Source organism: Streptomyces sp. NBC_00285 (assembly GCF_036174265.1).
Classification (GTDB): domain Bacteria; phylum Actinomycetota; class Actinomycetes; order Streptomycetales; family Streptomycetaceae; genus Streptomyces.
Window position 1 is genome coordinate 4,516,436 of the sequence record NZ_CP108055.1, and the last position, 17,397, is coordinate 4,533,832.

Consider the following 17,397-nt stretch of genomic DNA (forward strand, 5'->3'; position numbering starts at 1 on the left):
TGGGCCCTGCCTAGGTCCGCCGTCCCGAGGCGAGCAGCGCGATGTGCGGAAGGGCCAACTGCCCTTCCGCATCCGCGTATTCGGCACACAGACGCTCGTACTCCCGACGGATCCGTACGACGGTCTCCGCGTCCTGCGAGGTGACGACCAGTCCGATGGTGGCGACCCCGCCCGAGGCGCCGCTCCACCACTCCTCGACCCCGGCCCGGTGGTCCCAGGCGAGTTCGGCCGCCTCCACCTCCAAGAACCCGGCCCCGCCGAGGAGTTGGGTGAACCCCTCCGGCGTACGCGTCCAGTCCTCCGCCGGATCCAGCCGCGGAATGTACGCCGGAATTACGGCCCCGCCCGCCGCGCAGGCCCGGCCGAGCAGGTCCTGTCCGGCGCCGCGGCGCTCACTCCACGTCGTCAGCGCGAGCCGGCCACCGGGACGCAGAACACGGTGGAGTCCGGCGAGGGCGGGACGGGGGCGGCCGACGTGGTTGAGCACGAAGTTGCCGACGACAGCGTCGAACTCGCCGTCCTGATAAGGGAGTTCGGGCAGCACACCGGTCCGTGCATCGATCCCGCGAGCCCGTGCCGCCGCCACCATCCCGGCGTCGGCGTCCACCGCGCTCACCCGGGCCCCACGCGCCCGCGCCGCCACGGCCGCCGTACCGGTGCCGGTCCCGACGTCGAGGACCCGTGTCCCCGCCCCGACCCCGGCCGCGTCCAGCAGCGCCTGAACCGGGTGTGCGCACAGCCGCGCGAAACTCCCGGCGTAGGCCTCGGTACGGCCCTGCCACATCTCACGCTCGGCGGCGTCGAAGGCCACCGAGGCGTCCGTCTCCGGGGGCAGCGGCGGCGGCCGGAAAAGCCGGTCGGTGGGCTGCCCGTGCGCGTCCATGTACGGCGGTGTCGTGTTCTCGGGGGTCGTGTTCTCGGGTGTGGTCACCCACCTCACCCTGCCGCACCGACGATCGAGGGCACCCCCTCGGGTGCCCTCGATCCGGCCGACCGGACGCCGATGTCACATGGCCATGCCCGACATCGCCCGACAGGTCTCCATACAGCGACGACACGCCTCAGCACAGCGCATCATCTGAGGGTCGTCCGGCATGGCCATACACGCCTCGGCGCACATCTCGCAGGCCTTGGCGCACATCGCGCACATCTCCGCCGACATGGGTGAGCGGCGCATCATCATGTCCGCGCACATGCGGGTCATGTCGGCGCAGTCCATGAGCGCCCGCATGACCTGCATCTGCGCCTGGCCGCCAGCCTGCATGCAGGCGCTCATGGTCTCCTCGCACACGCTGTGGCACTCCATGCACGCCGCCACGCAGTCCTGCATCTCCTTGCTCATCACGGACATGCTCTCGGCCTGGGTCATGGCTCCTCCTGGGGGATGCGGGAACCCGGGACGGGTCCCGTGCCCTACCGTCCTACGCCTGTCCCGGACCGGGCGCCATCGGGCGGACAAGGAAGGTCCTCCACCTGATGCCGCCCTGGCGCTTGGCATGCAGCTGACACCCTTGGCGTCGGCGACCGCTACAGGGGTCACCGACGCTTACGCACATCGGCTGCCAAACGCTGAAGCCGACATAAGTGTTCACGCGACCCCATGCAACCGCACAGGTCCGGCATCGACACCGACAGGTCTCACCACGCCCAGGACACCGTCCATGGCAAGCCTGGCCCGGTCCGGGGCGTCCGGCATGAGGTCCCCGTAGTACCGCTCGGTGAAACTCACCGACGAATGGCCCAGCCAGGCCGACAGCTCCGTCACCGGCACTCCCTGCGCGAGAAGTGATGCCGCATAGAAGTGCCGGAAGCTGTGCGGTTTGAAGTAGTCGACACCCGCTCCGGCAAGAGCGGGCTTCCAGATCCTCGTGTACCAGTACTGGGGATACAACAGCCCGGTCCCGCTGACATTGCTGAACAGCAATTCCTCGACGCCCCAGGTGCCGTGCTCTTTGAGATGACGTCGTACCGCGAGCGCAACCACTTCGGGAAGCGGCACTTCTCGCCCTCGGTCGCCTTCCTCGCGCCATTTGATGTGCCGCAGCCGCATACGGCCGTATCGTCCGGAGCCGGTGTCACCGTCGCAGGCAACCTGACGGTCGACTGTGATCATCCTGTCCCGGAAACGAACCCGGTCGCGCCCGATCCCCATGGCCTCACCCAGCCGGAGCCCGCACCCTGCCATGAGCCAGAGCATCCCGCGATAGCGCTCCGGCGCCGCCCCGATGACGGCGTGCACCACTCCCGTACTGGGGATATGCACTTCGGCACGCTGATCGCGGTGTGTACGGGCCCGACTGGATGGGAGGGTCACCCCCTTGCACGGGTTCGCCGCGTCCAGCCCGTTCTCCACAGCCCAAGCGAACACCGACGTAAGGATGTTGAAGCGAAACCGCACGGTGGAAGGCTTGTACGAGCGGGTGCGGGTCATCCATTCGACCCACTCACTGACATCGGACGAACTGAGCGTTCCGATGGGCCGCGAGCCGAAGAAGGGCTCCACACCACGCCCGAGGATGCTGCGGTACTGCTTGACGCTGCTGTTCTCCACACCGCGCGTGGTCGCCCACTCCGCGAACACCTCGACGAGCGGCTCACTCCCGGTCCGGATGATCCCGTCCTGCCCCATGTCTTTCCCCCTCCAGGAACCGCTTCGCCTTGTCGGTCAAGCGGTCCGCAGGTTTGCCTGGCGGCCCGTCGAGGAAACCCGTTGCTCGCGCACGCCTGATGCGACCGCTGATGGTGTTGCGGCTCATTCCCCACGCCATGGCCAGTCGAGTGATCGGGCTTCGGTAGCCCTGCTCCACCAGCCGCACGTACTCACGGGACATCAGGGCGTAGTCGTGATCTGTCTCGACTCTTTCGAGTACGCCCCCAGCCACCGAACCATCAGCCGCACGCCCCAGTCGTGCGCGAAGCTCTCTCGTCGTCCTGCGGATCTCCGCCATGGAGATCGACCGCATGAGTTCCGCTGTGATGCCGTCCGTCTCGACCACGGCGTCGAGGTCGTCGGGGGGATCGATCCGAAGGCTGGTGGGACCATCCCACGGAGCGCTCAAGACACTCACCACGGTCAATCTCCAACCATGGAGCTCGGCCTCGTGCACGAGGTCGTCGCCATCCACGCGCCACCCTTCGGGCAGCACGACATCCCCTCGCTCTGTCACCATTCCTTGAACGTAGCGCAGCACACAGCAGCCGCCATGTGCCGGGTAGCCCCCGGTCACACAGAAAGCATACAACCCGGAACACGACACATGCCAAGTTCCGTGTCTTTCTCTCTTTCGGTACAGGAAACAGCGAGGGCGCCCCTGGAAAGGGGCGCCCTCGCTGTCGTGCCGAACGACTCGATTACGGCAGGTTCCGTGCCATCACGATCCGCTGGACCTGGTTCGTACCCTCATATATTTGGGTGATCTTCGCGTCGCGCATCATCCGCTCCACCGGGTAGTCCCGCGTGTAGCCGTATCCGCCCAGCAGCTGGACCGCGTCGGTGGTGACCTCCATCGCCACGTCCGAGGCGAAGCACTTGGCGGCGGCGCCCTGGAAGGTGAGGTCCTTGTCGAGGCGCTCGGAGGCGGCCGCGGCCTGGTAGGTCAGGGCGCGGGCGGCGGCGATCTTCATGGCCATGTCCGCGAGCATGAACTGGATGCCCTGGAACTCGGCGATCGCCTTGCCGAACTGCTTGCGCTCCTGGACGTAGCCCTTGGCGTAGTCGAGGGCGCCCTGCGCGACGCCGAGTGCCTGGGCGGCGATGGTGATGCGGGTGTGGTCGAGGGTCTTCATCGCCGTGGCGAAGCCGGTGCCCTCGTCGCCGATCATGCGGTCGGCGGGGATGCGGACGTTGTCGAGGTAGACCTCGCGGGTCGGGGAGCCCTTGATGCCGAGCTTCTTCTCGGGGGCGCCGAAGGAGACGCCCTCGTCCGACTTCTCGACGACGAACGCCGAGATGCCCTTGGAGCGCTTCGTCGGGTCCGTCACGGCCATCACCGTGTAGTACTCGGAGACGCCGGCGTTGGTGATCCAGCGCTTCACTCCGTTGAGGATCCAGTGGTCGCCGTCGCGGACCGCCCTGGTCTTCATGCCGGCCGCGTCGGAGCCGGCGTCCGGCTCGGAGAGGGCGTACGAGAACATCCCGTCGCCCTTGGCGAGCGGGCCGAGGTACTTCTTCTTCAGGTCCTCGGAGCCGGAGAGGATCACCGGGAGCGAGCCCAGCTTGTTCACCGCGGGGATCAGGGACGAGGACACGCAGACGCGCGCGACCTCCTCGATCACGATCACCGTGGCCAGTGCGTCGGCGCCCGCGCCGCCGTACTCCTCGGGGACGTGCACGGCGTGCAGGTCGCTTGCGACCAGCGCGTCCAGCGCCTCCTGGGGGAAGCGGGCCTCCTCGTCGACCGCGGCGGCGTACGGCGCGATCTTCGCCTCCGCCAGCGAGCGGATGGCGTCCCGGAGCATGTCGTGCTCCTCGGACGGGCGGTACAGGTCGAAGTCAGCCGATCCGGCCAAGGTTCTCTCACGCTCCAAGACGCTGCGGTGCCTGTGCTAATTACCGTTAAGTAACTCAAATGTTAGGGGTCCGCCCACGGGAGGGATACGTGAGCTTGGCGACAGGGGGAAAACTGCCCGTCGCAGGGCCCGACTATGCTCGGGCACCGCATGACCGCAGACCCTCTGCAGACTCGTCTGGAGCATCATGAGCCTCAAGATCACCGTGATCGGCACCGGCTACCTCGGCGCGACCCACGCCGCGGCCATGGCCGAGCTCGGTTTCGAGGTGCTGGGACTCGACGTCGTCCCCGAGAAGATCGAGATGCTCCAGCGGGGCGAGGTCCCGATGTACGAGCCCGGCCTGGAGGACCTGCTGCGCAAGCACGTCGTCGGCATCGAGGGCTCCACCGGCCGGCTGCGCTTCACCATGGACTTCGCCGAGGCGGGCGCCTTCGGTGACGTCCACTTCGTCTGCGTGAACACTCCGCAGCGGCACGGCGAGTACGCCAGCGACATGTCGTACGTCGACTCCGCGTTCGCCTCTCTCGCCCCGCACCTGACGCGCCCCGTCCTCGTCGTCGGCAAGTCGACCGTGCCCGTCGGTTCCGCCGACCGGCTCGCCCGCTACCTGGTGGAGAACTCCCCCGTCGGCGCGGACGCCGAGCTCGCCTGGAACCCGGAGTTCCTGCGCGAGGGCTTCGCCGTGAACGACACGCTGCACCCGGACCGGATCGTGGTCGGTGTGCGCAGTGAGCGCGCGGAGAAGCTGCTGCGCCAGGTGTACGCCACGCCGCTCACCGAGGGCACGCCCTTCGTGGTGACCGACTTCCCGACCGCGGAGCTGGTGAAGACGTCCGCGAACTCGTTCCTGGCCACGAAGATCTCCTTCATCAACGCGATGGCGGAGATGTGCGAGGCCTCCGGCGGAGATGTCGCCAAGCTCGCCGAGGCCATCGGGTACGACGACCGGATCGGGAAGAAGTTCCTGCGGGCCGGGATCGGCTTCGGCGGCGGCTGTCTGCCGAAGGACATCCGGGCCTTCATGGCCCGTGCGGGTGAGCTCGGCGCCGACCAGGCGCTGACCTTCCTGCGTGAGATCGACTCGATCAACATGCGCCAGCGCGGCCAGATGGTGGAGCTGGCCCGGCAGATACTGGGCGGCGGGCCGTTCCTCGGCAAGCGGGTCGCGGTGCTCGGCGCCAGCTTCAAGCCCGACTCGGACGACGTCCGGGACTCCCCCGCGCTGAACGTCGCCGGGCAGATCCACCTCCAGGGCGGCCAGGTCACGGTCTACGACCCGAAGGGCATGGCCAACGCCCGCCGCGTCTTCCCGACCCTCGGCTACGCCGACACGGCCGTGGACGCCGTGCGCGGCTCCGACGTCGTACTGCATCTCACGGAGTGGCGGGAGTTCCGCGAGCTGGACCCGGCGGCCCTCGGCGAGGTCACGGCGGCGAAGGTGATCCTGGACGGCCGCAACGCCCTGGACCCGGCGCTGTGGCGCAAGGCCGGATGGACGTACCGGGCGATGGGGCGGCCGACGGCCTGAGGGACGGCGCCAGCAGACAGCGACAGGGCCGAGGACGAAAGCCCCGCCGCTCGGAGGTTCAGATCCAGGGCACTCGAAACCCTGCTGACCCGCCCCCTCCTCGGGCCGGATCCCGGCGGCCGTCAGGCGCTGACGTCGGGGCTCTTCGGTGTCGGCCCCTGCGTCACCAACGCCCTGTCGAGCCAGAGGGCGACATGCATGTCCTGGGGTTCCGCGACGGACTGGCCGCCGCGATCACCGCGTACGCCCGTGAGCGGGGTCTGCTGACGGCCGCCGATCCCGATCCGGGCGCCCGCCGGATCGGCGAGGGTTTGACGGCGGTCCTGTCGGTCAAGTTGGACCATCCCGAGTTCTGCGGCGCCACGCGCGGCGGGCTGGCGAACGAGGTGGCGCACCTGTGCGTAGCGGAAGTCGTGCGGGAACGCCTCGGTGCGTGGTTCGGGGAACAGCCGGAACAGGCCGACGCCATCGTCGCCCGTCTGCTCTGAGGTGTTCGCCGGGTGCTGTGACGGCATATGCGGTCTTCCCCGGAATCATCAACAGGAGTTCGATTTGCATTCGAGTACGGTGCCGAATTGACCGTTCTCACAGGCCATGCCCCCGTAAAGGAGAGGTAGGCAACGATCGGTTAACCGACGCGTAGTCAAGCGGAATCCGCCCTCGACTCCACTGTTCGTCATCGCCGAGTTCTTCGGTCGGATTGACTTGAGCATGTCAGGAGTTGAGTCATGCCCTTGTTCCGCAAGGGGGAGTGGCCGCGCGACCATCGCGACGAGCTGGTCGCCGGGGCGCTCGTCGGGGCCGTGGTGATCGTGCTGGGGTACGCGTCGGGCATCGGCGCCCCAGGGGCGGCCGAGGCCGCGGTTCCGCCGGCCGCGTCACCGGCGGTCACGGCGCCGATGACGACCGCCCCGGGGGCGGCACAACTCCCGGTGGGTTCCGGGGAGTTGCCGTCGTACGGCGGAGGCGTCGCGGGCGCGGACCTCGGGTACGGCGGTGGGGGCGTCGTGACCGGTACCGTCCCCGTCGACGGGAGCGCGGGACACGGCGCGGGGCACGGCGGCGGCAGCGGCACCGGGTCCGGGTCCGGGTCCGGGACCCCACCGCCCCAGGGCTCCGACTCCCCCACTCCCACCCCTACACCCTCCCCCACGAACACCTGTCAGGACGGCGAGGTCACCCTCGTCCAGCCGTTGCTCACCGGGCTCACCGAGCCCGTCCTCGGTCTCCTGGGCGGCGCGAGCGCCTCCCCCGCACCGACGCCTACGCCGACGCCCACGCCGTCCCCCTGTGTCGGCCTCGCGCCCGTCTCCAGCCTGCTCGGCGGGGTCCTGTCCGCCACCGCATCCGCCTCCCCGCAGCCGGAGGCCACGCCATGAGGACCGTGCGTCGCACCCTGCTGCTCCTCGCCGCCCTCCTCTGCGCCCTACTGGGCGCGGCCCAACCCGCCTTCGCCCATACCGGGTTGGTGAGTTCCTCCCCCGCGGACGGAGCCACGCCGGCGAAGGCCCCAAGCCGTCTCACCCTCACCTTCGACGAGGCCGTCGACCCGGCCGACGTACGGGTCCTGACACCGGACGGGGACCGGCTGCCGGTGTCCCGGGCGCCGGAGAAGAACGTCGTGCGGGTCGCGCTCGACAGTCCCGCGGACGGGCGGTTCGCGGTCGTCTGGTCGGTCGTGGACGCGGCGGACGGGCACGCCTCCTCCGGACGGATCGCCTTCGCCGTGGGGGCGGCCGCCACCGGGACCGACGGCGCCGCGGTCACGGCCGCCGCTCCCGCGCCGTCCCCCACGGTGCGCAAGGCACTTGTCGCCGTCCGCTGGGCCGGATACCTCGCGCTGGCCCTGTTCGTCGGCGGGCTCGCGTTCGTCGCGCTGCTGTGGCCGTCCGGGGCGTACGAGCCGCGGGCCCGGGCGCTGCTGGGCCTCGCCTGGACGGGCGGGCTGCTGGCGACGGTGGCGGCCGTGGGACTGCAGGGGGCGTACGCCTCCCTCGGCGACTTGCGGGACGCGCTTCGGCCGGCCACGTACGCCGACGTCCTGGCCACCGAACCCGGCATCGTGCTCGCCGCGCGCGCTCTGATGTGGGTGCTGGCGGCCGTGGTGCTCGCCGCACTGCTCCAGGGTGCCGCGCGTTCGCCGGGCTGGCGGGTGGGCGCGCTCGCGGTGACGTTCGGGCTGCTGCGCACCACCGGCATGACGGGCCACAACTCCGAGGGCAGTGAGCCTACTTGGGGCGCGGTTGCCGACTTCGTCCACCTGCTCGGGGCCTCGCTGTGGATCGGCGGGCTGGCCATGCTCGCGCTGGCGGTGCTGCCACGCCGGCGGGCCGGGGAGCTGGCCGAGATCGTGCCGGGCTACTCACGGCTCGCGGCGGTGAGCGTCACGGGCATCGTCGGCGCCGGGCTGGTGCTCGCGTGGCAGGTGGTGGGGTCGTACGGCGCCCTGCTGCACACGTCGTACGGGCATCTGCTGCTCGTCAAGACCGCCGTCCTCGGGGGTGTCCTGGTGGCCGCCTTCGCGAGCCGCCAGTGGGTGCGCACCCGTCTCGACCTCGCCGTGCTGCTGCGCGGCGACGCCGCCACCGTGCGGCCCTTCGGTTACTCGGTCGCGGCCGAGACGGGGCTCGTCCTCGTCGTGCTCGCCGTGACGAGTCTGCTGGTCACGGCCGATCCCGGCCGCTGACCTCCATGGTCCATGGGAAACAACTCCCTGGGAAACAATAGGAGTTGAAGTGAAAAGTAGCGACGACACCGGTGAGCGGCGCAAGCCGGGCACCGGGCGGACCACAAACCGGTCCCTGCTGGTCGCAGGGCTCGGCGCGGCGCTCGCGGCGGTGCTCAGTCTCGGACTGCTGAGCGCGGCCACGGGCTCCACGGCGGCCTCGCAGCAGGCCGCGGGCGCGGCTCAGGCGCCCGCTGCCGCAGCAGCCGACATGAAGGCCGCGGCCGCTCCCGACCACCAGGTCGACATCATGGGCTACAAGTTCGGCGACGGTAAGCAGCTCGTCGTCGAGGTCGGCCAGACCGTGCAGTGGACCAACCACGACAGCGCGCCGCACACGGTGACCACGACCAAGGCCCCGGTGGCCTTCGACTCGGGAACGCTCAAGCAGGGCGACTCGTGGTCGTACACCTTCACCAAGGTGGGGACGTACGAGTACTACTGCGCGGTACACCCGGACATGGTGTCCTCCGTGAAGGTCGTGGCGGCGTCCGGCGGTGGCGGTACGACACCCGCGCCGACGCCGACCTCGACGGCTCCCACGGCGACCCCGACGACGGGCCCCACGGCCACGCCGACGGCCACCCCCACGTCGACCCCGACCGGCATGCCGATGCCGACGGGTACTCCGACGGCGACGCCCACCAGCGGTGACGGCGAGCAGTGCACCAGCATCCGCAACGAGCTCCTGCCGATCCTGCAGCACCTCTACGCGGCACACCTGGAGGAGTCGCCGGGCCAGCAGGTGCAGGACGCGCTGTCGCTGGACTCGTACATCAAGATGCACACGGTGTGGCTCGAGAGCATCCTCAAGCCGGCCGTCAATGACGGCGGCACGGTGCTCGACAGCACGCTCAGCGTGCTGCTGGCCCACATCAACTCCGCGCACCTGGAGGAGTCGCTCGGGCAGCAGGTCACCGATCTGCTGAACCCGGACGCCTACGTGAAGATGCACACCGTCTGGGCGGAGCACCTGCTCACGCCGACCACGGACTTCCTCACCACCAGCTGCTGACACCTGGGTGGACGCCGTTCCGGCCGGGGCTCAGCCGGCCGGAACGGCGTCCACGGTCATTCTCCACACCCCCGCCACATTTCGGGAACCGCTTTCCAAGGAGTTCGGGATGACAACCGTCACCCTGCCCACCGTTCCTCCGCCCCGCCGTCTCACCGTGGCCCCCGGCCGCTCGCTCGCCGAACTCACCGCCTGGTACGGGCCGTTGCCGGTACGACGACGGCGGGTGCCGCTCGCCGGGGCCGCCCTGGAGATGTCCGAGGACGCCGCACGGTCCGCGTTCCGCTTCGAGTTCGACCACCGTGAGCTGCGGGCCGTTCTCACCTCCGAGCAGGTCGAGGACCTGCCGGGCGACCGGCTCCAGCTCACCGCCGACCTCGTCCTCGACGACCTCGCCTTTCCCGTCCTGCTGCGGCTGCGCGTGGTCGAGCGGGCGACGGACCGGCTGCTCGTCGTGGGCACGGCCCGGCTGCCGTACCGGCTGCTGCGCCGGGCCACCGGATTCCGGCTGCCGTGGCGACTGCCGGCGACGCGGCTGCGGCTGCTCGTCGCGGGGGAGTTCGCGTGAGGGGGTTGCTGCGGGCCGCGGCGGCGCTCGCCCTCCTCACCGTGTGGCTGCTGCCGTCGGGACAGGCGTCGGCCGCTGGCTACGCCGTGGCCATGAAGGGGTACGCCTTCTCACCGGCCACGCTCTCCGTCCCGGCCGGTTCCACGGTGACGTGGACCAACTACGACACGGCCCCGCACGACGTGAAGACCACCTCCGGCCCGCTCCCGATCCACTCCCCGATGCTGAACAAGGGCCAGAGCTGGAGCTTCACGTTCACCACGGCCGGTTCCTACGGCTACGTCTGCACGGTCCACCCGGACATGACGGCCGGGATCACGGTCCGCGCGGCGGCCCCCGCTCCGGCTCCCGCGAGGACCTCGGCGGCACCGACCCGGCATGCGCACTCCGGCTCCGCCACCCACCAGGAGGCGACGACACCCACGCGGACTCCGTCCCGTGCCCCCCGCTCGGCGCCGGCGATGACGATGCCGATGCCGTCCTCGCCCCCGTCGTCCACGGCGCCCGAGGCGGTCGTACCGCAGCCGGCGCAGCTTCCCGCCACGCAGACGGCCGCCTCGACGGCCCGCCCTCTGGACCCCCTGCTGGTGCTGGCCGGACTGGTGGCCGGGGTGGCGGTCCTGTGTCTCCTGCTGGTGGGTTCACGCACGTCACGGGCACGGGCGGAGGACCTCTGACCGTGCGTCCCTGACCCCGTGAAGGGGCCTCGTCAGTCCTTGGCCCGGTACCGCCGCATCTTCGCCCGGGCCCCGCACACCTGCATCGAGCACCACCGCCCCCGCCCCGCCGGACTGCGGTCGTAGTACGCCCAGTGACAGTCGACGGCCTCGCAGGCCTTCAGCCGGATCCAGGTACCCGCGACCAGGGACTCGGCGACGGCGGCGGCGACGCGGGACACCAGGGGCCCGGCGTCGGCGGGGACGAGCGCGGCCGAGCCGTCCGACGCGGTGACCGTCAGAACCAGCGGCGCCGACGCCAGCAGGTCCCCCAGCGGTGTCACGGCGCGGTGCGGCGGATGGCCCGCGTGGGCCAGCAGCGCGACCCGCAGCGATTCGCGCAGCTCACGCGCCACCGCCGTCTCGCTCCCGGTGAGCCCGAAGTGCGCCCGTCCCTCCGCTGTGTCCAGGGAGTCGGCACCGGACTCCAGGTCCAGCGTGTTGACCAGGGACTGGACCAGTCCCAGGCCTCCTGGCGCGGGCGATCGCTCACTCATGGCTGCACGCCACCTGTCCGGATGCTTGGTGAATTCCCTTGCGACGTTACCTCCGATGCGGGAGCATGCGGTAACCGTTACTGGTTGCCGAGCTCTACAGGTAACCGTGCTTCAAGGAGGAAGCCATGGCCATCGCCGAACTCGGAGTCGTCGTCCTGGACTGTCCGGACCCCCGCGCCCTCGCCGGTTTCTACGCCGCCGTCCTCGGCGGCACCGTCGAGGGCGACAGCGACTGGGCCGACCTCAAGATCCCCGGCGGACCGGCGCTGGCCTTCCAGGCCGCCCCCGGTCTCGTACCGCCGAAGTGGCCCGCCCCCGACGCCTCGCAGCAGTTCCACCTGGACCTGACCGTCCAGGACCTGGACGCGGCCGAGGCGAGCGTCCTCGAACTGGGCGCCAAGCCCCTCGACGCCGACGACCGCTCGCGCGGCTGGCGTGTGTACGCGGACCCGGCGGGGCACCCGTTCTGCCTCTGTGCCTGCTGATGTGCCTGCTGACCCAGGAGGATCTCCCGTGCCTGTAGCGTCTTTTCGTTCCGTGGCGATCGACTGCCCCGACCCCCGCGCACTCGCCCGCTTCTACGCCGGGATCGTGGGCGGCGCCCCGCAGGACGAGGACCCCGACTGGGTCGTCCTGCAGGTCCCCGGCGGACCCCGGCTGGCCTTCCAGAGCGCACCGGGGTTCACCCCGCCGGAGTGGCCGCGCGCCGACCGCAACTCCCAGCAGTTCCACCTCGACCTCGACGGCGGGAGCACCTGGGAGGAGATCGAGGCCGCGCAGGCCAAGGTGCTGGAGCTGGGAGCCCGGCTGCTGCACGCCGAGGACAAGGAGGACTTCCGGGTGTACGCGGATCCGGCGGGCCACCCGTTCTGCCTGTGCCGGATCGACCCGCCGCAGCCCCTCTGAGGGGGCCTAGGGCCCTAGCCGTCCAGTTCGGCGATCTTCGCCGTGGACGGCTCGCGCCGCTGCTGGGCCGCGCGGGCGGTGAAGTCCGACCCGCGCAGCACGCGCTGGACGTTGCCCCAGGTCAAGAGCGCGAGGTCGGTCTCCGTCCAGCCGCGGCGCAGCAGCTCGGCGACGAGGTGCGGGTAGCAGGAGGCATCGCCGAGTTCCTGCGGATGCGCGGTCCCGGCGTCATAGGTGCCGGACAGTCCCACGCACTCGGCGCCCGCGACCACGCGCACATGGTCGAGGTGATCGGCGACGTCCCGGACCGTCGGGCCGGTCTGCTCGGCGGTCAGCGGCACCATGCACAGCCCCTTGGCGGCGCCCACCTCGGCCAGCAGGTCGTCGGGGAGGTTGGCGGGGTGGGGACGCAGGGCGCGGGCGGCGGAGCGGGTGAACAGCACGGGCGCCTTGGAGACCGCCAGGGCGCGCCGCACGGTGGCGTCGGAGGCGCCGGAGAGGTCGGCGAGCACACCGAGCCGGTTCATCTCGCGCAGCACCTCCTCGCCGAACCGGGTGAGCCCCGCCTCGCTCGCCCAGCACACCCCGGTCAGGGTGAGGGCGCGCAGGCCGAGAGCGTGCAGGGAGCGCAGGATGCCGAGCGAGTCACCGAGGGCGGCGGCACCGGCGGGGCCGAGCAGGACGGCGGCCCGGCCGCACTTGCGGGCGTCGGCGGTCTCGTCGGCGGTACAGGCGAGCCGCAACCCCTCCGGGTGGTTGCGTACGACCGTCTTCACCAGGTCCAGCTGCTCCAGCGTGGCGCCCACCGCCGGGTCCCCGTCCAGGCCTTCGGGCAGGTGCAGCGACCACAGCAGGGCACCGACGTGTCCCTCCCTGAGCCGCGGCACGTCCGTGTCGACGGCGCTCTCGCCGAGCTCCAGATCGAACCAGGGCAGGTGCCGCAGGGCCCAGGGAAGTCCGCTGTAGCCGTCGGCGACGGGGTGCGTGGCGAGGATGGCGCGGGCCTGCTCCAGGAGCTCGGTGTCCGGGTCGTGGACGGGGGTGTACAGCTCCGGCACGGCCTCGAAGAGGCGGGGCAGTTCGCCCACCTCGGCCGTGCCGTGCAGTTCGTCCTGGAGGTCTGCCATGACGGGCTCCGTACGTCGTGATCGCCTGATCGCCGTACGGTCACCGTCGCACGGAGCGCGGGGGCCTTCCTGGTGGGCGGCGCGTTCGGGGGTACGCCGGCTCAGTGGTCGCGCGCCGCCTCGATGACGTCGTCGAGGGTGTCCGCCGCCCCTGCCCGGCTGCCGCCCCTTCGGCCCTCAAGAGGCCTCGTCCCCGAACGCCGGACGGGCTGCGATCGCCGGCCCGGCGTTCGGAGGCGAAGCTCCTGGCCCGGGGCCTCAGGCATCCAGCTCTGTGATGGTCGCGTTGGACGGGGTCCTCGTCGCCCGCAGGTCCCTGGACACGTCTTCCGCCGCGCCGAGCACCCGGACCGCGTTCCGCCAGGTGAGCTTGGCCAGGTCGGGCTTCGACCAGCCCCGGTCGAGGAGTTCGGCGATCAGGTTCGGATAGCCGGAGACGTCGTCGAGGCCGTCGGGGGTGAAGGCCGTGCCGTCGTAGTCGCCGCCGATGCCGATGTGGTCCACGCCGGCCACCTCGCGCATGTGGTCCAGATGGTCGGCGACCGTCGAGGCCGTGGCGACCGGGCGCGGGTGGTGCTCCTCGAAGGCGCGGTGCACCTTCATCGCCTCCGGGGTGGTCGCGAGGTGGTGGAAGCCGTGCTCGCGCATGTTCTCGTCGGCCGCGGCCGTCCAGTCGACGGCGGCCTGCAGGACGAACTTCGGGACGAAGGTCACCATGGCCATGCCGCCGTTGGACGGGAGCCGTTCCAGCACGTCGTCCGGGACGTTGCGCGGGTGGTCGCACACCGCCCGCGCGGAGGAGTGGGAGAAGATCACCGGCGCGAGCGAGGCGTCGAGCGCGTCCCGCATGGTCGTCGCCGCCACGTGCGAGAGGTCGACGAGCATGCCCTCGCGGTTCATCTCCCCCACCACCGCACGGCCGAAGGCCGACAGGCCGCCGACACCGGGCTCGTCGGTCGCCGAGTCCGCCCAGTCCACGTTGTCGTTGTGGGTGAGGGTCATGTAGCGCACACCGAGCGCGTACAACGCACGGAGCGTGGCGAGGGAGTTGGCGATGGAGTGGCCGCCTTCGGCACCCATGAGGGAGGCGATACGGCCCTGGGAGCGCGCCGCCTCCATATCGGCGGCCGTCAGCGCGGGCGCCAGCGTCTGCGGGTACCGCGCGATCAACTGCCGTACGCAGTCGATCTGTTCCAGCGTCGCCGGGACCGCGCCGGGCAGGTCCGAGCGGACGTACACCGACCAGTACTGCGCGCCGACCCCGCCGGCCCGCAGCCGCGCCAGGTCGGTGTGCAGGTGGGCCGACTGGTCCGTGGCGATGTCGCGGGCGTCGAGGTCGTAGCCGACCTGTTCGCGCAGTGCCCAGGGCAGGTCGTTGTGGCCGTCGACGACCGGGAACTCGGCGAGGAGTTCGCGGGCTGTCTCCAGTGCGGTCACGGCCGTCACTTCCCGAAGCCGAAACCGTTGCCCGGGCTCTCGACCTTGGCCCGCAGGCGCTTGCCCTTCTCGGTGGCCTGGTCGTTCAGCTCCTGCTGGAACTCCCGCATCCGGCCGAGGAGTTCCTCGTCGTGGGTGGCGAGGATGCGGGCCGCGAGCAGGCCCGCGTTGCGGGCGCCGGCGACGGAGACGGTCGCGACCGGGACGCCGGCCGGCATCTGCACGATGGACAGCAACGAGTCCATCCCGTCGAGGTACTTCAGCGGGACCGGGACGCCGATGACCGGCAGCGGGGTCACCGAGGCGAGCATGCCGGGGAGGTGGGCTGCGCCACCGGCCCCCGCGATGATCACCTTCAGGCCGCGCTCGGCCGCCTGCTCGCCGTACGTGATCATCTCGCGCGGCATGCGGTGCGCGGAGACGACGTCGACCTCGTAGGCGATCTCGAACTCGTCGAGGGCCTGCGCGGCGGCCTCCATGACGGGCCAGTCGCTGTCCGAACCCATGACGATGCCAACAACGGGGCTCATTCTGTGATCGTGCCTCTCAGGTAGCCGGCAGCGTGACGTGCGCGTTCGAGAACGTCGTCCAGGTCGTCGCCGTAGGTGTTGACGTGGCCGACCTTGCGGCCGGGTTTCACGTCCTTGCCGTACATGTGGATCTTCAGCTTGGGGTCCCGGGCCATGCAGTGCAGGTACGCGGAGTACATGTCGGGGAAGTCCCCGCCGAGGACGTTGACCATCACGGTCCACTTCGCGCGCGGGCGCGGGTCGCCCAGCGGAAGGTCCAGGACGGCCCGGACGTGGTTGGCGAACTGCGAGGTGATCGCGCCGTCCATCGACCAGTGGCCCGAGTTGTGCGGGCGCATCGCGAGCTCGTTGACGAGGATGCGGCCGTCGCGGGTCTGGAACAGCTCGACGGCGAGGTGGCCGACGACGTCCAGTTCCTTGGCGATGGTGAGGGCGAGCTCCTCGGCCCTGAGCGCGATGAGTTCGTCGAGGCCGGGCGCGGGGGCGATCACGGTGTCGCAGACGCCGTTCACCTGCTGGGACTCGACGACCGGGTAGGCGACGGCCTGGCCGTGCGGCGACCGTACGACGTTGGCGGCGAGCTCGCGGACGTAGTCGACCTTCTCCTCGGCGAGGACGGGGACGCCGGCCCGGAAGGGGTCCGCTGCCTCCTCGACGGTGTCCACGACCCACACGCCCTTGCCGTCGTAACCGCCGCGCACGGTCTTGAGGACGACGGGGAAGCCGTCGCCCTCCTGTGCGAAGGCCGCCACGTCCTCGGGATCGCTGACGATCCGGTGCCGTGGGCACGGGACGCCGATCGCGTCGAGCCTCGCGCGCATCACGCCCTTGTCCTGGGCGTGCACGAGCGCGTCGGGGCCGGGGCGCACGGGGATGCCGTCCGCCTCCAGGGCTCTGAGGTGCTCGGTGGGTACGTGCTCGTGATCGAAGGTGATCACATCGCACCCGCGCGCGAACTCGCGCAGCGTGTCGAGGTCGCGGTAGTCGCCGATGACGACATCGCCGACGACCTGCGCCGCGGAATCCTGAGGAGTGTCACTGAGGAGCTTGAATCTGATGCCGAGCGGGATGCCTGCCTCGTGTGTCATACGAGCGAGCTGGCCTCCGCCGACCATGCCGACTACCGGGAACGTCACGACCCCAGGGTATCGGTCACGCCACGGCGGCCGGATTCCGCGCCTCTTACCCGTGCTCTTACCAGCTTGTTCCCATGAGTGTGAGTTCATCCACAGGCAACCGCCACGGGGGATGGTTAGCATGGCTGGGTTGACGAAACCAATCGACTGGGGGCCTGTACGACCATGGGACATGGTTCCTCAGGGCTGCGAAGGGCCGTGCGTGAGGTCGCCGCATTCGGTGCGGTGGGCGGAGTGGGCCTTCTCGTCAACCTCGTCGTCTTCAACCTCGTCCGGCATCTCACCGGGCTGCCGGTGGTCCGCGCGAGTGTCATCGCCACCGTCGTGGCGATCGTCTTCAACTACATAGGGTTCCGGTACTTCACGTATCGCGACCGCGACAAGACCGGCCGTACGAAGGAACTGACGCTGTTCCTGCTGTTCAGCGCGGTCGGCCTGGTCATCGAGAACGGCATCCTGTACGCGGCGACCTACGGCTTCGGCTGGGACAGCCCGCTGCAGAGCAACGTCTTCAAGTTCGTCGGCATCGGCATCGCGACCCTGTTCCGCTTCTGGTCCTACCGCAGCTGGGTCTTCAAGACCCTGCCCGCCCGCGAGGCGGTCGCCAGCGCGGAGTCCTTCCTGGAGGAGGCCGAGCAGGCGGCGGCGCCCGGGGCCCGGCGGCCGAAGCAGCGGGTCCGCTGAGCCGACCGGTTGACGG

General features: G+C 70.5%; 20 protein-coding genes. 10 read left to right on the forward strand and 10 right to left on the reverse strand.

All coding sequences use genetic code 11. The features are described 5' to 3' along the window. Positions 1-10: 10 nt before the first annotated feature. The 5 genes from OHT57_RS20730 to OHT57_RS20750 form a co-directional block, all read right to left on the reverse strand. On the reverse strand, positions 11-784 hold the full coding sequence (locus OHT57_RS20730; RefSeq protein ID WP_328753263.1) for a class I SAM-dependent methyltransferase: 774 nt from the start codon (positions 782-784) through the stop codon (positions 11-13). Between the two features lie 222 nt (positions 785-1,006). Then, complete coding sequence (locus tag OHT57_RS20735; RefSeq protein WP_328747951.1) at positions 1,007-1,369, reverse strand: four-helix bundle copper-binding protein; 363 nt, start codon at positions 1,367-1,369, stop codon at positions 1,007-1,009. 219 nt (positions 1,370-1,588) lie between these two features. Next, positions 1,589-2,629, reverse strand: a complete 1,041-nt coding sequence (locus OHT57_RS20740; RefSeq protein WP_328747952.1) for a tyrosine-type recombinase/integrase — start codon at positions 2,627-2,629, stop codon at positions 1,589-1,591. Continuing rightward, positions 2,595-3,227 carry a hypothetical protein gene (locus OHT57_RS20745; protein WP_328747953.1) on the reverse strand — a complete coding sequence of 211 codons (633 nt, stop codon included), beginning with the start codon at positions 3,225-3,227 and terminating at the stop codon, positions 2,595-2,597. Before OHT57_RS20745 ends, OHT57_RS20740 begins: the two co-directional genes overlap by 35 nt. A gap of 124 nt (positions 3,228-3,351) precedes the next feature. Beyond that, positions 3,352-4,509 (reverse strand): acyl-CoA dehydrogenase family protein, encoded by a 1,158-nt coding sequence (locus tag OHT57_RS20750; RefSeq protein WP_328747954.1) that lies wholly within the window; start codon positions 4,507-4,509, stop codon positions 3,352-3,354. Positions 4,510-4,696: 187 nt separating this feature from the next. Between OHT57_RS20750 and OHT57_RS20755 the strand changes: the two genes are divergently transcribed. The 7 genes from OHT57_RS20755 to OHT57_RS20785 all read left to right on the forward strand — a co-directional run bounded on the left by OHT57_RS20755 (position 4,697) and on the right by OHT57_RS20785 (position 11,025). Beyond that, positions 4,697-6,040 carry a UDP-glucose dehydrogenase family protein gene (locus OHT57_RS20755; protein WP_328747956.1) on the forward strand — a complete coding sequence of 448 codons (1,344 nt, stop codon included), beginning with the start codon at positions 4,697-4,699 and terminating at the stop codon, positions 6,038-6,040. A gap of 194 nt (positions 6,041-6,234) precedes the next feature. Then, the gene (locus OHT57_RS20760; protein ID WP_328747957.1) at positions 6,235-6,528 is read left to right on the forward strand and encodes a hypothetical protein; all 294 of its coding nucleotides are present in this window, start codon (positions 6,235-6,237) and stop codon (positions 6,526-6,528) included. Between the two features lie 240 nt (positions 6,529-6,768). Further along, positions 6,769-7,419 (forward strand): hypothetical protein, encoded by a 651-nt coding sequence (locus OHT57_RS20765; RefSeq protein ID WP_328747958.1) that lies wholly within the window; start codon positions 6,769-6,771, stop codon positions 7,417-7,419. Further along, a complete protein-coding gene (locus tag OHT57_RS20770; protein ID WP_328747959.1) occupies positions 7,416-8,726 on the forward strand; it encodes a copper resistance CopC/CopD family protein in 1,311 nt (436 codons plus the stop codon). Before OHT57_RS20765 ends, OHT57_RS20770 begins: the two co-directional genes overlap by 4 nt. 49 nt (positions 8,727-8,775) lie before the next feature. Then, positions 8,776-9,780 (forward strand): cupredoxin domain-containing protein, encoded by a 1,005-nt coding sequence (locus tag OHT57_RS20775; RefSeq protein WP_328747960.1) that lies wholly within the window; start codon positions 8,776-8,778, stop codon positions 9,778-9,780. Between the two features lie 109 nt (positions 9,781-9,889). Continuing rightward, the gene (locus OHT57_RS20780; protein ID WP_328747961.1) at positions 9,890-10,348 is read left to right on the forward strand and encodes a hypothetical protein; all 459 of its coding nucleotides are present in this window, start codon (positions 9,890-9,892) and stop codon (positions 10,346-10,348) included. After that, a complete protein-coding gene (locus OHT57_RS20785; protein ID WP_328747962.1) occupies positions 10,345-11,025 on the forward strand; it encodes a cupredoxin domain-containing protein in 681 nt (226 codons plus the stop codon). Before OHT57_RS20780 ends, OHT57_RS20785 begins: the two co-directional genes overlap by 4 nt. 32 nt (positions 11,026-11,057) lie before the next feature. On the opposite strand, the gene OHT57_RS20790 is transcribed toward OHT57_RS20785, so the two are convergent. Beyond that, positions 11,058-11,561 carry a CGNR zinc finger domain-containing protein gene (locus OHT57_RS20790; RefSeq protein WP_328747963.1) on the reverse strand — a complete coding sequence of 168 codons (504 nt, stop codon included), beginning with the start codon at positions 11,559-11,561 and terminating at the stop codon, positions 11,058-11,060. Positions 11,562-11,686: 125 nt separating this feature from the next. Between OHT57_RS20790 and OHT57_RS20795 the strand changes: the two genes are divergently transcribed. Both OHT57_RS20795 and OHT57_RS20800 read left to right on the forward strand, forming a co-directional pair. Next, positions 11,687-12,046, forward strand: a complete 360-nt coding sequence (locus OHT57_RS20795; protein ID WP_328747964.1) for a VOC family protein — start codon at positions 11,687-11,689, stop codon at positions 12,044-12,046. A 28-nt stretch (positions 12,047-12,074) separates the two neighbouring features. Beyond that, positions 12,075-12,467: a VOC family protein gene (locus tag OHT57_RS20800; protein ID WP_328747965.1), complete on the forward strand. Its 393-nt coding sequence runs from the start codon at positions 12,075-12,077 to the stop codon at positions 12,465-12,467. A gap of 14 nt (positions 12,468-12,481) precedes the next feature. On the opposite strand, the gene OHT57_RS20805 is transcribed toward OHT57_RS20800, so the two are convergent. The 4 genes from OHT57_RS20805 to OHT57_RS20820 all read right to left on the reverse strand — a co-directional run bounded on the left by OHT57_RS20805 (position 12,482) and on the right by OHT57_RS20820 (position 16,697). Continuing rightward, a complete protein-coding gene (locus OHT57_RS20805; RefSeq protein ID WP_328747966.1) occupies positions 12,482-13,594 on the reverse strand; it encodes a dipeptidase in 1,113 nt (370 codons plus the stop codon). A 258-nt stretch (positions 13,595-13,852) separates the two neighbouring features. Next, the gene (locus tag OHT57_RS20810) at positions 13,853-15,040 is read right to left on the reverse strand and encodes a dipeptidase (RefSeq protein WP_328747967.1); all 1,188 of its coding nucleotides are present in this window, start codon (positions 15,038-15,040) and stop codon (positions 13,853-13,855) included. Beyond that, positions 15,037-15,561: a 5-(carboxyamino)imidazole ribonucleotide mutase gene (gene purE / locus OHT57_RS20815; protein ID WP_328747968.1), complete on the reverse strand. Its 525-nt coding sequence runs from the start codon at positions 15,559-15,561 to the stop codon at positions 15,037-15,039. The genes OHT57_RS20810 and purE overlap by 4 nt, the downstream gene beginning before the upstream one ends. Then, positions 15,558-16,697, reverse strand: coding sequence for a 5-(carboxyamino)imidazole ribonucleotide synthase (locus OHT57_RS20820; RefSeq protein WP_328747969.1), 1,140 nt, complete (start codon positions 16,695-16,697; stop codon positions 15,558-15,560). Before OHT57_RS20820 ends, purE begins: the two co-directional genes overlap by 4 nt. A gap of 165 nt (positions 16,698-16,862) precedes the next feature. Here OHT57_RS20820 and OHT57_RS20825 point away from each other — a divergent pair, with 165 nt between their 5' ends. Next, on the forward strand, positions 16,863-17,381 hold the full coding sequence (locus OHT57_RS20825; protein ID WP_328747970.1) for a GtrA family protein: 519 nt from the start codon (positions 16,863-16,865) through the stop codon (positions 17,379-17,381). Positions 17,382-17,397 lie beyond the last annotated feature (16 nt).